1 protein-coding gene is annotated in these 1,008 nt (G+C 34.7%); it reads left to right on the top strand.

Going from position 1 to position 1,008, the window contains the following annotated elements; all coding sequences use genetic code 11:
- Positions 1-1,008 (top strand): UDP-N-acetylglucosamine 2-epimerase (non-hydrolyzing) (gene wecB, locus U9P79_02020; protein MEA2103404.1); only part of this gene is annotated, 1,008 nt, incomplete at both ends.

The raw sequence follows: 1,008 nt of genomic DNA, 5'->3' as shown, positions 1-1,008 counted from the left end.
ATTCAATGAAAATACTTTCAATACTCGGCGCTCGTCCCCAATTTATAAAAGCATCAGCTATATCACGTGAGATCACTAAAAGAAAAAATATTCAGGAAAAAATTCTTCATACCGGACAGCATTTCGATGCAAATATGAGTAAAATTTTCTTTGATCAGATGCAAATTCCAAAACCGGACTGGAATTTAGAAATCAGCAACTTAAATCACGGAGCGATGACAGGTAGGATGATTGAGGAGATAGAAAATATCCTACTTGAAGAAAGACCTGATTGGGTTTTACTTTATGGTGATACGAATTCTACAATTTCCGGAGCTTTATCCGCAAAGAAATTGCATCTGAAAATTGCTCACGTTGAGGCAGGTTTGCGTTCATATAATATGAAAATGCCTGAGGAAATAAACCGAATCCTAACGGATCGGATTAGTGATATTTTATTTTGCCCAACAAAAGGTGCGGCAGATAATCTCAAACTTGAAGGCTTTAAAAATTTTGACTGCCAAATAGTGAATTGTGGTGATGTCATGTATGATAATGCCCTCTATTTCCGGAAATATTCGAAAACCCCAAATTTTTCAAAACCGCAAAAATTTATTTTGACAACAATTCACAGAGCGGAAAATACAGATGATTCCCAAAAATTGGCTTCGATATTTCGAGCTTTCGATAAAATTGCAAGGGAAATCCCTATTGTTTTACCTTTACATCCTCGCACTAAACAAAAACTAAATGAATTAAAAATAAACATCTCAAATTCTAATTTTATCATTGTCAATCCTGTCGGTTATTTGGAGATGGTTAATTTGCTTGAGCACTGTTCATTGGTCATGACCGATAGTGGCGGACTACAAAAAGAAGCATTTTTCTTCAAAAAACATTGTGTAACCCTTCGGGAGGAAACAGAATGGACAGAACTCGTTGACAACGGATTTAATATTATTGCCGGAAACATTGAAACAAATATTTACGATGCATACAAAAAGATGATCAATAAAAATAGCAATTTTA

It is taken from the genome of Candidatus Cloacimonadota bacterium (assembly GCA_034661015.1).
GTDB lineage: Bacteria > Cloacimonadota > Cloacimonadia > JGIOTU-2 > JGIOTU-2 > JAYEKN01.
Note: the sequence above shows the minus strand (reverse complement) of the source record. Positions and strands in the feature narration are given on the sequence as shown.